The sequence below is a fragment of the Thermoflavimicrobium daqui genome (genome assembly GCF_003313465.1).
In the GTDB taxonomy this organism is placed as follows: Bacteria; Bacillota; Bacilli; order Thermoactinomycetales; family Thermoactinomycetaceae; genus Thermoflavimicrobium; species Thermoflavimicrobium daqui.
On sequence record NZ_KZ845664.1, the window covers coordinates 241,450 to 256,669 of the forward strand.

Annotated in this window: 9 protein-coding genes and 2 pseudogenes; 10 read left to right on the plus strand and 1 reads right to left on the minus strand. The window is 38.2% G+C overall.

Annotation, left to right across the window (positions count from 1 at the left end; translation table 11 throughout):
* Positions 1 to 186: 186 nt before the first annotated feature.
* The 4 genes and pseudogenes from DL897_RS04415 to DL897_RS18985 all read left to right on the plus strand — a co-directional run.
* On the plus strand, positions 187 to 1,722 hold the full coding sequence (locus tag DL897_RS04415) for an NADH dehydrogenase subunit 5 (RefSeq protein ID WP_113657930.1): 1,536 nt from the start codon (positions 187 to 189) through the stop codon (positions 1,720 to 1,722).
* Positions 1,719 to 4,349 carry a DUF2309 domain-containing protein gene (locus DL897_RS04420; protein WP_113657931.1) on the plus strand — a complete coding sequence of 877 codons (2,631 nt, stop codon included), beginning with the start codon at positions 1,719 to 1,721 and terminating at the stop codon, positions 4,347 to 4,349. The genes DL897_RS04415 and DL897_RS04420 overlap by 4 nt, the downstream gene beginning before the upstream one ends.
* A gap of 124 nt (positions 4,350 to 4,473) precedes the next feature.
* Positions 4,474 to 4,740 (plus strand): hypothetical protein, encoded by a 267-nt coding sequence (locus DL897_RS04425; RefSeq protein ID WP_113657932.1) that lies wholly within the window; start codon positions 4,474 to 4,476, stop codon positions 4,738 to 4,740.
* Positions 4,741 to 4,864: 124 nt separating this feature from the next.
* Positions 4,865 to 4,942: pseudogene (locus DL897_RS18985) on the plus strand (IS3 family transposase); the annotation flags it as partial.
* A 159-nt stretch (positions 4,943 to 5,101) separates the two neighbouring features.
* Here the strand turns inward: DL897_RS18985 and DL897_RS04435 are convergent.
* Positions 5,102 to 6,313 carry a NupC/NupG family nucleoside CNT transporter gene (locus DL897_RS04435; RefSeq protein ID WP_113657933.1) on the minus strand — a complete coding sequence of 404 codons (1,212 nt, stop codon included), beginning with the start codon at positions 6,311 to 6,313 and terminating at the stop codon, positions 5,102 to 5,104.
* A gap of 251 nt (positions 6,314 to 6,564) precedes the next feature.
* Between DL897_RS04435 and DL897_RS18010 the strand changes: the two genes are divergently transcribed.
* From DL897_RS18010 to DL897_RS04460, 6 genes and pseudogenes are all read left to right on the plus strand, one after another.
* The gene (locus DL897_RS18010; protein WP_145962193.1) at positions 6,565 to 6,804 is read left to right on the plus strand and encodes a hypothetical protein; all 240 of its coding nucleotides are present in this window, start codon (positions 6,565 to 6,567) and stop codon (positions 6,802 to 6,804) included.
* Positions 6,805 to 7,295: 491 nt separating this feature from the next.
* Positions 7,296 to 8,126, plus strand: a complete 831-nt coding sequence (locus DL897_RS04440) for an aldo/keto reductase (protein WP_149917157.1) — start codon at positions 7,296 to 7,298, stop codon at positions 8,124 to 8,126.
* 695 nt (positions 8,127 to 8,821) lie between these two features.
* The gene (locus tag DL897_RS04445) at positions 8,822 to 9,661 is read left to right on the plus strand and encodes a polysaccharide deacetylase family protein (protein ID WP_168188639.1); all 840 of its coding nucleotides are present in this window, start codon (positions 8,822 to 8,824) and stop codon (positions 9,659 to 9,661) included.
* Between the two features lie 263 nt (positions 9,662 to 9,924).
* On the plus strand, positions 9,925 to 13,581 hold the full coding sequence (locus DL897_RS04450; RefSeq protein WP_113657935.1) for a dynamin family protein: 3,657 nt from the start codon (positions 9,925 to 9,927) through the stop codon (positions 13,579 to 13,581).
* Positions 13,582 to 13,772: 191 nt separating this feature from the next.
* A pseudogene (locus tag DL897_RS18455) lies at positions 13,773 to 14,066 on the plus strand (transposase family protein); the annotation flags it as partial.
* Positions 14,067 to 14,162: 96 nt separating this feature from the next.
* Positions 14,163 to 15,200 (plus strand): amidase domain-containing protein, encoded by a 1,038-nt coding sequence (locus DL897_RS04460; protein ID WP_113657936.1) that lies wholly within the window; start codon positions 14,163 to 14,165, stop codon positions 15,198 to 15,200.
* Positions 15,201 to 15,220: the final 20 nt, after the last annotated feature.

Genomic DNA, 15,220 nt, shown 5'->3' on the forward strand with positions numbered 1-15,220 from the left:
TATTATTTGGTAACTATGATTATAAAAAGGGAGATCTTCTAAAAAACCTTATTTGGTTAGTTGGAGATAACCCGACAACTTTCAGAATTGGGGTTTTCATACCGATCAATTCTGAAATTGTCGGGTTTTTTATTGGAGATATCACTTCATACACACAATGTCTTAAACATTTTTTAGGAGGTTCAGATGTTAGTTTTATTGGATTCTCTGCCAATATTGACAGCTTTTTCTGTATCGCTTGCTGTTTGTGTACTTAGCGCATTCATTTTCTTACATCCACGGGTTCCCCTGGGATTTATTCGTCTTCATCTGGGAATAATTACTTTACCCGTATTGATTGCCTTGTTAGCACTTATCACTACTGATGCAAGTACTATTATTGGGCCTTGGCGTTTAGATCCTCTAGCTTGGTTGATGGTTTTGTTTGTTCTTACGATAGGATTAGTGGTGCAGCGTTATTCCGTACGTTACTTTCTTGGTGATCGCTCTTATCGAAAATATTTTGCGTTGTTGACATTCACTATAGGTGCTGCTTCATTTGCTTGGCTAAGCAATGATCTTCGTTGGCTGGTGATTTGGTGGGGCATCACTCTCCTAGGGCTGATATTACTCATAAGCTTGAACAAAGAGTGGAAAGTGGCTAGAATGGCGGCTATATTTTCTGGTCGTCTGTTTGTATTCAGTTGGCTTGCTTTATTGGTAGCGATTATCTGGCTTTCACAAGCTACAGGACACTGGCAGTTATCCCTTATGATGGCCAAAGATAGCTTGGCGCAAATCAGCTCATGGGAGCGAACGGGGATAAACATGCTGTTGGTATTAGCAGTGGTGATTCCAGCAGCACAATGGCCTTTTCAACGCTGGTTGTTGGAGTCAGTGGTTGCTCCGACACCCGTTTCTGCTGTTATGCATGCGGGTTTGGTGAATGCTGGAGGAATTATGCTGACTCGATTCGCACCTCTATTTAGTGGAGATTTAGCTCAGATCTTTTTAATTATTCTTTCCAGTATCTCAATCCTGCTGGGGACCGGAATCAGTCTAGTTCAAGTGGATTACAAACGCCAGTTAGTTGGCTCTACGATTGCTCAGATGGGGTTCATGCTCATCCAATGTGCATTGAATGCTTATTTGGCAGCTATTATTCATCTCGTGTTACATGGTTTATTTAAAGCAACCCTTTTCTTACAGGCTGGCTCAGCGGTACGTCGCTACGAGCGAACATCTCGACCGATTCAAATATCGTCATTATTATGGATCATCGTAGGGAGTGCTTTAGGCCTCTTAGTGGTGATTTATTTTTGGCTAACTGCTCCTGAAATGGGTTATCAATTGATTAGTGCTCTCATTTTTGGATGCTCACTGTTTTTTGCTTGGACACAACTTGTGGCTTTTGGATACGGGCTCATTGGACGTATCGCGGGATTTTTCCTGTTAGGAGGAGCAGTAATGGTGTTCAGCATTATTCATGCTGCTTTCTTTGAGTTGTTACATGAAACTGTTTATCAAGTTGTACAACCGCCTACGCTAGTGGTCATTTTGGTCATGGTCATCCTGTTGTCTGGTAGTGCTTTAGGTGTATGGTTAACTCGTAGTCGTTCTTCCACTGCCTTCGCAATCCTTTACTTATGGCTGGTACGATTGGGTGAGCCTCATTCTGATTTGGTCGAAAGCCATCCAAACTATCTTGCACAATATCTGTACTGGGGAGGGAATCGACGATGACTGTAACATCCACATTACTCGAAAAAGTAAATTTGCAAAAGGAAAAGTTGACTCAAGATGCCCCTCACCTTGATATTAATCATCTTGTTAAATCAGCCAGCCGTGTTATTGCACCGCTTTGGCCTATTGCCACATTTGCCGCACGTAATCCCTGGATGGGACTTGAAGGACAATCATTTGAACAGATAGCACGCTGGCTCAAAGATTCTCGTGATGTAGATATATATCCTTGTCCCTCCTTGATACATGCCGCACAGAAGCGCGGTGAGATTAATGAGGATTTTCTGGAAACGGCGCTTAAACGTTGGCTTGATATACAGTCTATTAAATTGCCACGTGGGGTAGCAGAGCGATTCTGTCGGGCTGCACTTAAGCTAGATGAGTTACCTTCCACCCTATTGGAAGCACTTGAGGTGAAGGTTTTGGCAGAAAAACTAAGTGCTTTAAAGCCGCAGAATCTTGAAAAACATCCATTGAAACCACTAAGCCTGTGTTTGGAACAGCAAAGCGGTGAGAAGGTGGCCCATGCTCTTGATCATCACATAATCAAGTGGTGCAAATTGTTCTTGGATGAGTCCCAAGCAGCTTGGTCACTTCCGAATCGCGAAGAGGGTTTTTACCGTGCGTGGCGCCGACTTATCCAATATGATCCTTCACTTAGTCACACACAACGACAGCGCCTCAAAGATTGGCCGCAAGAAGCACATACTGCTCTAAAAAAAGCATTATTGGCACTTAAAATCCCTCAGTCAGAGATACAGGACTATCTTGAGGCACATTTGCTGGCCTTGCCAGGATGGACAGGAATGATGCTCTGGCGTTCCCAACAATCAACACAAGAAAGCTCTCTTCTAACAGAATATTTGGCGGTTCGAATTTCGATGGAATGGACCTTAATCAAGCCTCATCTGCCTTTGCTTAAGCAAAAAGATGAGGATAAATGTTCTCTTGTTCCGTTGATTGCCGCTTGGATTCATTGGGGTGACATGACAATCGAAGATTGGACAAAGTTGTCTATACCCGAACAAAAAGCACGCCTTACACTCGCCTACCGTTTTGATGAAATAGTCCGACGTCGGCTTTGGCTGGAAGCTTGGGAACAAACATATACAGACCAATTAATTGAGATGGTCTTATCAAAACAGCTGGTATCAGATCAGAAAAAACAGACGTTAGCACAATTTGCATTCTGTATTGATGTGCGTTCAGAGCCTTTTCGTCGAAAATTAGAAAAAGCAGGTCCTTTTGAGACACATGGAATGGCTGGTTTTTTCGGATTACCTATAAAGACATGCGAACTTGGCAGTCAACATGCTCATTCTTCCTTGCCAGTAATACTCAAACCGCAATATAAAGTAAAAGAGTCTTCTCCTGAGTTTGAACTCAAATCATATCAACAACGTCGCCAGACAGCAAATTCACTTAGCTACACCTTTAAAATGATGAAACAAAACTTGCTTACCAGCTTAATGTTGCCAGAGGTAAGTGGACCTTGGCTCTGCTTGCAGTTGTTGGCGCGTAGCTTTGTTCCACGCAGTGCAGGTCATATCTTCCGCAAACTCCAAGAAGCATGGCTACGCAAACCTTCCACAGAACTCTCGCTCGACCGCGAGTACAACTTGGAAACAGAGTTGCCAATAGGTTTTTGTGAGGAAGAGAAAGTTCATTATGTACGACAAGCTCTGAAAATGATGGGACTCACAGATCATTTTGCTCCATTAGTGGTTATTTGTGGACATGAAAGTCACAGTACTAATAATCCCTATGCTGCCGCACTGGATTGTGGTGCTTGTGGAGGGGCATCTGGCGGATTCAATGCGAGAGTTTTAGCTGCTTTGTGTAATCTACCAAAGGTAAGGGAGATCCTCAAAACAGAGGGAATTTCGATTCCGGAAGACACGGTTTTCGTAGCCGCTGAGCATATCACAACACTTGATGAATTGCGTTGGATATATGTTCCTAAGCTTTCAGACGCGGCTCAAGAAGCATTTCAACATATCCAAACGATATTACCAAAAGTTAGTAATGATGCAATTGCTGAGCGATTATCGCAATTGCCGAATCTGGGCTTTCGCTCCAAAAATCCGAGGGCTGAGGCACAACGTTTTGCGGAAGATTGGAGTGAGGTACGTCCAGAATGGGGGCTAGCGCGTAACGCCGCGTTTATCATCGGCGACCGTCGTCTGACTCAAGAGTGCGATCTCGATGGGAGAGTTTTTCTGCACAACTATGACTGGCAGAAAGATAAAGACGGTACTCTGCTTTCTAACATTATTGCTGGACCAGCGACAGTTGCTCAATGGATCAACCTACAGTATTACGCATCTACCGTTGCACCTCATTATTATGGGAGTGGGAATAAAGCGACCCAAACAGTTACTGGAGGTCTTGGCGTAATGCAGGGGAACGCTAGTGACTTGTTAGCTGGACTACCCTGGCAGTCCGTGGTGCGATCGGATCAAGAAGTCTATCATGCTCCTCTGCGTTTGCTGGTGGTGATCCAAGCACCACAGGAATATGTGGTACGATTGCTAGATCATGACCCTACCTTTCGCCAGAAAGTTCAAAACAGATGGCTTCGACTAGCGAACATCGATCCAGAAGGATACTGGAAGATCTGGTCATAAGGTCATAACCAATTAGCACGTTTGGGAGATCTTTAATACAAAATCCCCTCCGTTTATCGTTACATTGATGTGCACTGAAAAAACACCTTCCTGAATCGTAAAGATTCAGTGGAGGTGTTTCTTTATGGAAAAGAAAAATGATTTACTGATATCTCATATTAGCCATTTGGAAATCGGACACTTTATTTTTCCTCCACCCTTGATGCGTTTAATCGTGAAATTATCAGCTATAAGGTTAGTACTGCCTGATCTTTCTCTTATGTTAGAAACTCTTGAAGAAGCTTGTTCTAAGCATCATGTCAATACTACAATACTTCATTCAGATCAAGGGAGAACCTATACTGCTAGGATGTTTCAAGAAGTTGCTAGGAAAAAAAGGCATTATCACTAGCATGTCCCGTAAGGGAAATTGCCATGAATGCCCTTATAGAGTGTTTCCACTCCCATTTAAAATCAGAAGCATTCTACTCACAAGACCTCAAAAATATCAGTGACTCTGATGTACTCAAGTTGTACAAAAATACATTCATTATTACAATAACCAACGTATTCAGGAAAAATTAAATTACCTGTCACCTGTAGAGTACAGGTAACAGGTAAGCTGGGTGTTTTTCTTTGTCCCATCATCGGGGTTCAGTGCACAATAAAAAGTAGGGATGACAAATACAAGAAACTTTTGGGTCATCTCCATGATAGGAAATAGACGCATGTTTGTGTTTTTTGTCCTTCTATCGCCCTAGAATTCCTAGAAGTTAACCTATCAGCATCCCAGCAATCGTGGCATTCATAAGATTTGCGATCGTACCCGCTAAAAGAGCTTTTAAACCTAAACGGGCAACATCCGAGCTGCGTTCAGGTGCTAAGCCACCGATCGTACCAATCTGAATAGCAATCGAACCTAAATTGGCAAATCCACACAAAGCAAATGTTACAATCGCTACTGTTTTAGCAGATAGATGAGGAATTTCAGGAGCAAATGAAGTATAAGCAACAAATTCATTTAGAACTAGTTTTTGACCGATAAATCCTCCTGCAGCTATGGCTTCAGACCAAGGGACACCGATAATAAAAGCGACAGGAGATAGGATATAACCCAATATTTTTTCTAAAGTTATCCCTGTTACTCCAAACCATCCACCAATTCCTCCTAAGATTCCATTGAAAAGAGCGATTAATGAAATGAAAGCGAGTAAAAGCCCTCCGACATTAATAGCCAGTTTAAGACCATCCAATGCACCACTTGCGATTGCGTCAATCAGGTTGACAGACTGGCTTTTATCAATACTAACTTCTTTTGCACTTTCTGTATTCCTATCTTCAGGAAAGATAATTTTAGCGATGGTTAAGCTGGCAGGTGCTGCCATGATACTTGCTGTTAAAAGATAAGGCAGTGGAACACCGATTAAAGCATAGCTAATCAATGTAGAACCTGCCACAGAGGTAAATCCAGATGTCATAATGGCGAATAATTCGGATGAGGTAAGTTTATCTAAATATAAACGTATTAATAAGGGGGCTTCTGATTGCCCTAAAAAGACGGTTGCGATCGCGGAAAGTGATTCGACTCGGCTTGTTTTCATCAGCTTGGCAATTGCGCCTCCAAATACACGGACGATCCACTGAATAATTCCAAAGTAATATAAAACTCCGATTAAGGCTCCTAGGAAAATAATAACAGGTAGTACTTGTAACGCAAAAATAGGTGGTTTATTAGGTTGAATCAATCCACCAAATAAAAATTGGATTCCTGCGTTGGCAAAGTTAATTAAGGCTTGTACTTTTAGACTAAGCCATTTTAATGCAGCCTGCCCAAGGGACCATTTTAAAACGATCAAAGCAAATAGAAATTGAATCAAAAAGCCAATAACTACTGTACGAAGTCGAATTTCTTTTTTATTGTTGGACAACAAAAAAGAAATCAAAAAAAGAAAAGCAATTCCAACCAAACCCCAAAGTATTTTCATCTCAAGCACCTCTATTTATAACATCAGTAGACTATTTTTATCTTAGACTTTGTTGTAAGTATGCATTAAATGTCTGTGGATTATCCATAGAGTTTAGTTGGTAACTAAGTATTGTTCCTAATAATTACTCGATTAAAAAATAGATGTTTATGTATTATTTGAATAATATACTTATGTCTAACACATAATCTCTTCTTTTCCATATCTTAGTTATGTAATAGGAGAACTAAGAGGGAAAGGATGTGTAATGGTTGAGATTTCCAATGGTAATCCGATTAAGACGTGGTCAGCGAGTTCGAGTACTTTGTGGAAATCGAATCTTAAATCGAGAAAGATTTCGTATTCGTTCAGGAGAGGCTCTTTTGGTTTCGTGTGGCGTAGAGCGTTTTCTGTTTATTTGTGGAGTTGCCCCATTCCGAATTATTCGGAGACGCGTTCCGGAAGACACACTAGTAACTGTAAGATGTAGAAGAAGAAGAGATTTTATATAGTATCTGGTTAAAATAATTATTCTATAAAATATGAAAAAACTGTTTTGCCGTAAAACCTTAGAGACCACTGATAACCTGGTTTTCCTTTTCCAATTATTTTGCTTGTTATATTCAGCAAGAGGAAAAGGAAAACCATGATTAGAAACTATGAGTTGATTTATGATTTAGTTTTATCCTTAAATTAGTTTGTTTCACAAACAAAGAGAGAGGTAATGAACTAATAAGCTAAAAAATAGCTCCCTTCTCCTTGATGAAAATGAAAATCCCTGCTGAGCAAGGCTTCTTAAATAGAATAAGATGGGAATGATCAATAGATTGATTCTAATCAACATAACAGTAATATTTACAGGAAGTGCTTATGAAAATACTTTAACATTTCTTTTATGTTTTTGGTTTATACTAAATAAAAGAGTATATTTTGTATGAAGAATTTTGTTTTAAGTCCGTAGAATTAAAAGGAAACAATTTGACTATTGAATAGAGGGTTGCTTATGATTCGACATATTGCAGATTCAGTTCAATTACATAATGGAATTAAAATGCCTTGGTTGGGGTTAGGTACTTATAAAGTGAAAGAGGGAAATGAAGCAGAGCAGGCAGTACGTACTGCACTTGAGGTAGGGTATCGTAGTATTGATACAGCTGCTTTATATCAAAATGAAGAAGGTGTTGGTAAAGCAATTCAAGATTCAGCTGTGTCGCGTGAAGAAGTATTTGTTACTACAAAAGTCTGGAATACAGATCAAGGATATGATGAAACACTTCGGGCTTTTGAAGAAAGTCGATCAAAGTTAGGATTAGAGTACATAGATTTATATTTGATTCATTGGCCTGTAAAAGAAAAGTTTAAGGAAACCTGGCGAGCATTGGAAAAATTATATCAAGATGGATGGGTGCGTGCGATTGGTGTGAGTAATTTTCAGATTCATCATTTAGAAGAGCTAAAAGAAAGTTGTAAAATAAAGCCAATGGTAAATCAAGTAGAGTTTCATCCACTACTTACACAAAGAGAGTTATTAAACTATTGTCAGCAAGAGATGATTCAATTAGAAGCTTGGAGTCCTCTAATGAGAGGAAATCAGCTAACCCATCCAACACTGACTCAATTAGCCGCAAAATATCAAAAAACACCAGCACAAATCATTTTACGTTGGGATCTACAGCACCAAGTAATTACAATTCCAAAGTCGATTCACGCTGACCGAATAGCAGAAAATGCTGATATCTTTGACTTTGAGCTTTCGGTTGATGACATGAAACAAATTGATGCTATGAATCAAAACAAGCGATTTGGACAGCATCCAGATCACTTCCAATTTTAGATGATATCTTTAGGAGTTGTCTTCATTTAAATTAAGAAGCCAACTCCTAAAGATAAGCTATAAAGCCTCCTTATAAAATCTCCTTATTTGGATTTTTTTCTTTTCTGTTTTGCTTTTTCATGATAAAATTGATTTGCTTTTATTTGCTTTATACATAATTTTGGGTTAAGACTTAATCGCATCGGCTAAATTGACAAACTTTATTAATCATCGACTTGCTTTAATATTATCGATGATATGATCTATATTTAAAAGATACTAGATGAATGGAACGGTGTGAATATTCCGTCTATTCATAAAGGCTCGTATTCATCTAAATCACTTTATCATTACTAGGATTTGAAGTATGGATACTGAGGGGAATCTATAAAACGACCATAAACATTTCGATATTTTGCTATAATTTATTTTATAAATTAGTTAAAATAGCGATGATATATGCTAGAATATAAAGTGAAATTCCTTTTTGGTATGTCGTGAAATGGTAGGGATCTTTCTAAAACCCTTCTTTTTTTATTTGTATAACGGTGTTGCATCAAAGATATCATCAGTATTTCAAGAGAAAAAGGAAAATACTTACCAGAAAACTATGTTGATAAGTTAATATGATGACATCAACATGCAAACATCTATGAATCATGTTAGTAGAGAGCAGATGGAAGATATTTAGAGAGAATTGATGGGGGAAACTGAGAGTGAGTAGAGTAAATAAGTTCATCCGTGTAGGGGCTGCTCTATTATCAATTGGCTTAATTATTAGCGGATGTCGTATTGTGCATGAATCGGAGGATCCAGCAAGCAAAAAGCCAACACCTCAAGGTCAGCAACAGTATGCTGGAGGGAAACAACAAGAAACAAAAACCAATTTAAATCCTCTGTTAAAGCAAGAAGAGTTTGATAAGGTGAAAAAGTATGAACGGAATCATATTATATATAATGGTCCCAAAGACAAGAAACAAGTTGCGTTAACTTTTGATGATGGACCAGATCCACGATATACCAAACAAGTACTAGAGATACTTAAGCAAAATGATATAAAAGCGACCTTTTTCCTCATTGGACAGCATGTTAAACAGCATCCTGATCTCGTCAAACAGGAAATTGATGAAGGTCATACAATAGCAAGTCATTCTTGGGAACATAAACAATTACCAAAATTAAGCCCCGATCAGCTAAAAGAGGATTTAAATAAAACAAGAGATGCAATTAAAGAGGCATCTGGAAAAGAAGTTATGTTGATGCGCCCACCTTATGGAGATGCGAAAGGGATTGGAGAAACTATAAAAAAAGAAGGCTTTTTAATTGTAAACTGGGATGTCGATACAAATGATTGGAGAGGGCGCACACCTGAACAAATGTTTGAAGTGATTCAAAAATTTACGGGTAATGGTAGTATTATCCTTCATCATGATGGCGGTGGAAATCGTTCAAATACAGTATCCTCTTTGAATAAAACGATTCAAACATTAAAATCAAAAGGATTTGAGTTTGTTACAGTTGATCAAATGTTAGGCATTCGTCCTTATGCTAATTAGGAAATGCTTAGGTTGTAATAACACTGCAAAAAGTCTCCATGCTCTTGGCTGGGGACTTTTTTTTACTGATGTCTATAGAGTAATATATCATAAATATGTTAGTCTCTTACTTGTAAATATATGAAATCAATCCTAATCGCTTTTGTACACACTCCTCGTGACTAAGAATGGCTCATTCAAAGCATTCTCATTGATCTAGAAAGAACACCCGCTTTTGCAAATAAATGAACTTACCCAAAAACTTGAAGAAAGGAAAGCAGTAAATGATCGAATCTAAGCAATTAGAAATGGTAGGGAGATTTGGAGCTATCGTATTAGAGATGGAAAAGCAAGGTGATGAATGGCATCGGCAAAAAATCTTGGATTTATTACGTAAGGTTTATCAAGAGGAGTTTGTCATTGCCTTTTGTGGCCATTTTTCTGCGGGAAAATCAACGATCCTCAATGAACTGTTTGGAGAAGATATACTTCCTACAAGTCCCATTCCTACCAGTGCCAATCTTGTTAAGATTCAATCTGGAGAAGAGAGAGTTACTCTTTTACTTAGTTCAGGAAGTAGACATACTTATAAAGGCACTTATACGAAACAAGAACTGAAAGAACTATGTAAGAACGGTGAAGAAGTGATTGAAGTACATGTTTATAAAAATAGTCACTTACCTGAGGGAGTGAGTTTTTTAGATACACCAGGGATTGATTCTACCGACGATGCCCATCGAATGGCGACGGAGTCAGCCCTTCATTTAGCAGATGTTATTTTTTATATGATGGACTATAACCATGTTCAATCAGAAGAAAATTATTTATTTATTAAAAAGCTAACAGAAAGAAATAAGCGGGTTTATTTAATTATTAACCAAATTGATAAGCATCGCGAAGAGGAATTACCCTTTTCCTTTTATCAGCAAAGTGTAGAAGAGTCTTTTCAAAATTGGGATATTCGAACAGAAGGTATCTTTTACACTTCATTACGGGATCGTAACCATCCATATAATCAACTACCTTTACTAAAGGATGTCATACAGCATCTGATCGAGCAACGAAAAGAGATTTTAAGTCAAAGTGCAATCGCTGAAATAACTTATTTAATTGACGAACACCTTTATTTCATTGAGGATCAAAATGCTTCAAAGATCGAATCACTAAAAGAGAAACTCATCTCTCATTTATCCCATGAAGAGACGATTGAGCAGCTTAGAGTATTAAAAGAGCAACAGGAACACTTGCAAAAAAAGCAACAGCAAATAGAAATAGACTATCGAAAAGGGATGGAATCCATATTACAAAATGCTTATCTCATGCCTTATGAGGTGCGGGAGCTAGCAGAGAAGTATCTGGAGTCAATCCAACCTGAATTTAAAGTTGGTTTTTTGTTTACAAAATCCAAAACAGAGCAAGAAAGAGAACGCCGTAAGCAGCTTTTTTATGATCGATTGAGACAAACGATTGAAACACAACTCGATACACATATGAAGCAGTATATTATCCAATTTATGAAAAGCCAAGAGATCCATCTGGAAGATCTGGCTGCGCAAGTGTATCAATCTTTGGTTCCGATTGATCCTGAATTGTTGGAGAGAACGTTGAAAGTAGGAGCCGGCTTAAATGGGAATTATGTTTTACAATATACCGAAGATCTAGCCCATGAAGTGAAGAAAAGTTATCGACAGTGGGGAAATGAACGGCTAAAGTGGATTGTAGAGCAAATGCAGAGTATGTTTCATTCCCAACTGCAACAACTCACCCAGCAAATGGCTGCTTTTGAACAAGCATGTCAAGCCCAAGAGCAATTATCGGAGATGGCGAAGCAACGGAAACATTATCAACAAGAGCTACTCGCTGTTCTTCATGGTACGAAAGAGATCGGGAAAGTTCCAATTGAATCTATGCTAATAAACGAAGAAAAGGTACCATTATCGACTGATAAATGGGCTGTAAAGCCAAATGAATCGATCACTTCACCTATAAACGGAGAAAAAATAAACCTGAATGAATTAAAGCCACCAGATTTTCCTGCTAAGATCAATCAGCTACTGGATCATGTTCAGATGGCAGAAAAAGTGATGGATGGAGTAACTGGAATCCAATCGATTTACAAAGAGCTATGCGAAAAACGAAAAAGGGTAGCCGAAAAGCAATTTACGATAGCACTGTTTGGGGCTTTTAGTGCGGGAAAATCATCATTTGCCAATGCGTTAATTGGTGACAAAGTTCTACCCGTATCACCTAATCCAACCACGGCAACGATCAATAAGGTTTGTCCACCCAATCAAATGTATGCTCATGGACAAGCAGTGATTTATTTCAAATCACCCAAGCGTTTATTTGAAGACTTACAACATGTGTATCAGCTATTTCAAAAAGACATAGTAACTTTAGATGAAGGGCTGGAGGGTATTTCAGATTTACTTAAGACATCGGAGCCGAATGCTCGACAGAAAACAAGCTTTTCATTTTTATCTGCAGTAAAATATGGGTACCAAAAACAAAAGGATCAGCTAGGCAGAAAAAAAGTAATTTCATTGGCAGATTTAGATGACTATGTAGCTAACGAAGCTACCTCATGCTTTGTGGAATTAGTGGAGCTTTACTATGATTGTCATTGGACAAAGCAAGGGATTACTCTCGTTGATACACCGGGTGCTGACTCCATTAATGCTCGTCATACTGATGTAGCATTCCAATATATCCGCGATGCTGATGCCATTTTATATGTTATGTATTATAACCATGCCTTTTCACGTGCTGATCGTGAATTCTTAATTCAACTAGGAAGAGTAAAAGATACTTTTTCAATGGATAAGATGTTCTTTCTAATGAATGCAGCCGACTTAGCTACATCCGATGAAGAGTTAGAAGCTGTTGTAAAATATTTACAAGAGCAATTATTACAATATGGTATCCGAAATCCTCGATTATTTCCTGTTTCGAGCCTACTAGCTATACAAGAAAAACAAGGATCCCATCTTAAAGACCAAGATTCAGGTATAAAAACTTTTGAAAAAGCTTTTACTTCCTTTATCATGAAAGACCTTCTTTTGGTATCTCTTCGTCAGCTTATTGGTGATGTACGTCGTGGAACCCAGATGCTTACACATTTGATTGAGTCGGCACAACAAAGTAATAAGACAAAACAAGAAAGACAAGAAAAACTCAACTTAGAGCAGACACAAATCATCGAGAAGATCGATAAGTGGAATGCAGATAGTGTGGTATACGCGTTAAAGAAAGAAGTAGAAGAGCTCCTATATTATGTCAATCAACGAGTACTTTTACGATATAATGATTGGTTTGTCGAGATTTATAATCCTAGTACCCTTCGTGATGACGGAGGACAGATCCAACAAAGACTACAAAATTGTACTTTAGAACTAATTGATGTACTCAAACATGATCTGCTGCAAGAGTTGCGAGCAACTTCATTACGGTTAGAGAAATGGATGCATCAAAAACTACAAACTCAATTAGAAGCGATGGTTTCTGGATGTCTTCAAGTTAATACAGAGCTTCCCCTTTCTTCACAGTTCAATCCTATGTTTACAACACCCGTATTAACTGAGCCACTAACGAAACTTGATATGCAGTTATTTAAAAAAGCATTATCACGCTTTAAAAATGCCAAATCATTTTTTGAGAGAAATGAAAAGATGCTGATGCGAGATGAAATCAAAACGATTTTGGAAGGAGTAATGGTAGATTACTTTAAACAGCAAGTTGAGATGCTGTTTACTTACTATGAACAAGAATGGAATAAAAATCTGATTAAAATCAAGGAGCAAATACGGACTGAATGTCACGATTACTATCAAAGCTTAAGTAGCGTACTATCGGAGTCGATCGATATCAATCAACTAGATCTTATACAAAAACAATTAAAACAAAGATTGTTGCAAATGGAACATACGATCGAATCCTGCTAAAAAAATCGCGATCATCAGCGTTAAATAACAGACTTCTTCAGAAATCGTTATAGAGCAATGATTTCTGAAGAAGTCTTTTTTATTCAACCATTTTATTCTTTTTAACCCCAAAAGAGGGATAATATGTAATTTATAGAATAGAGTATATAATCAGTATTAGGTGATAAAATGGCTGATATCAGACATGTCCTGTCTGCAAGAAGAGAAAAAAGGTCTCTTCTAGAAACTACGTTTGTTCCTGTGGGTATCAAGAACATCGAGACACACATGGAACGAGAAATATTTTAGCCAAATCGCTCTATGGAGCGATTCATTACCTCGATGTTTCCACGAAACAAACGTATCTACGGATCGCTAAGCGAGAAGTAGTAGATGGTCTGTTCCGACCCTGGTACATCCTTTTTGTACCTGTTGCTTACTTAGGAATCCAGATGACTTTCCGATCACTTCGATCGAGTATCGAAGGCAAACCTTTCGATACGTGAGAGTTTCTTGATTCTGATGGTAAGAAACTCCCTCTTCTTAGCGTTAGCGTAAGTGGGAGAGGTTCATTTACATAAATCGGGAATGGAGGGATTCCAATGAAGAAAGGTTACTTATGGTTGGGTGCTGTATTGGGAATGTTCATTTTAGTTTTTTCTTTTCCTTTCGCTGTTTATGGTACTTGGGATATTTCTAATCACATATCGTCTGCTAAAAAATCAAATCCCAGTGATGAGGTAGGACAACCTATTACTTACTACAAGGAGCGAAATATTACTCTTCCTAAAGATTATCAAGTGGCAATTAAGCTTGTAAAACGGTTTGCGAAAAAGCAAAATATTCCGCTTAAAGTGGATGGAAATGACCCGAAGTATAGGGAAGTTGTTTTTATGGCGGCATTGAATTTGGAATCTTATTCGCTAAGAGAACGCAAGATTATAGTCGATTATGCTAAATATATCGATGCCTATGAAAACAAACAAAAAAATGAGCGGATTAAAAAGTTAGAAAGAAAATCGTGGCTAGGTCAACTTACACCAAAAGAAAAAGAGGAACTAAAAGGATTATTACCTGTTCCTATGAGCTCAAAGATTGAGAGACCAAGCAACTCCTCGCCAAAAGGGAAGATCCAAACGAAAGCAAAAGCACAAAACCGATATAATCGGATTGCTGCAAGAGATTATGCCTATAAATGGTGGAATAAGAGAAACAATGAAGAGTATGGTTACTACAGTCGAGTAAGTGGTGGATGCTATGATTGTTGGGCAGATTGTACTAATTTTGTATCACAAATTATAAAAGTAGGAGGAATCAAACAAATAAGTCAAGGAAATAATGTCTGGTTTTATTCAGATAAAAAGCCATCGTTTTCATGGGGCGTTGCCAATAGTTTTTTTCGACATTTTAAGGAAAGAGCGCAAATGGTTAAGAAGGAAGCAGAATTAGAGGTTGGGGATGTTATCAATGTTGATTTTGATGGTGATCAAGATATGGAACATACGGCAGCAATAACCAAAAAAGAGGGAAATAAAGTTTATGTCACCTATCACTCAAATGATACCAAAGATCGGAGTATTACTGATTGGGTTTTATTGTACAATGTGTACGGATGGCAAATGGGAACAGCCAAAAATTAAAAAATAAAGGGCATCATATT